This is a genomic window from Halorubrum sp. SP3 (genome assembly GCF_005435195.1).
Taxonomy (GTDB): domain Archaea; phylum Halobacteriota; class Halobacteria; order Halobacteriales; family Haloferacaceae; genus Halorubrum; species Halorubrum sodomense.
Window position 1 is genome coordinate 1 of sequence record NZ_SGTU01000140.1, and the last position, 999, is coordinate 999.

At 61.4% G+C, this 999-nt stretch carries 1 pseudogene; it reads right to left on the minus strand.

The features are described from left to right. A pseudogene (locus EXE42_RS15890) lies at positions 1-999 on the minus strand (hypothetical protein); the annotation flags it as partial.

Below are 999 nucleotides of genomic sequence, written 5' to 3' on the forward strand. Positions count from 1 at the left end.
TCGACCAGCAGGTCGAAGAGGACGTCCCACGTGACGAGCGACCCCGCCTCCTTCGACGCCCACCCGAACTTGGTGAACAGCGACCTGACCAGAACGAGCAACGCTCGCCCTTGGATATAGTCTCGGTCGGTTGACCGTCCCTGCGTAATGAGTTCCTGCATTACCGTTCGCAGGAGTGACAGGTCGTACTCGCGGAACGGATAGGACTCGATCGGGTCCGGGTCCGCACTCGTCACCGAGGAGTACGAATGAAGTGAGAGGTCGGGCATCGACGCCACCATCGACTCGACACGCTCTCTGCCCTCGGGATCGGATTTCTGGAGCCACCGTTTTCGAACGATGATCTCCGTGTCTGCCCCTTCGAGCGGAACCTGTTGGTGTGTCCAGTGGTCCTCGGGCGGCTCACCGATGAGGCTCTCACGCGTATCCGGGAGTGAATACTGACCGGTGGTGACGACCACCGGGTTCGGGCCACGCTGGAGCGCTTCCATCGTCTCTTCGAACTCCCGGTAGCGATGACGGCTGTCCCCGACGAAAAGCGCAACCTCGTCGAGACCCAGCAGCAACTCGGTCTGCTTGCGCCCGCCGTTTAGGGCGTCAATCGCAGTCTCGACCCGCGCGACGAGATCCTCGGGGTCGAACGCTTCGGGCTCGACGTCCTCTTCCGCAGTTTCGATTGAGGACTTCACGCCCGAAGGAGTGTTGAGCTCTGTACCGGACGTCTCTGGCATCGCCGGCAACGCGTCGTAGAGCCAACTGCGTAGCGAGGCCCGTTCGGAGAGTACATCCTCGAACGTCTTTCCGTCGTGCTCGAAGTTCTGAAGCGACTCCCAGACATCGTCGTACTCCATGTCAAGCGTCCATGCCCACTCGAGCAGCCAGTTCGGATCAGTTGGATACCCGAGTTCACGGCCGATCGCCTCAAATATGAGGAACGGCAGCGGGGGCTCTTTCGATGCGTCGCGGTCGAGCAGGTTGAGGAAGACCGGCTTGAGGCGG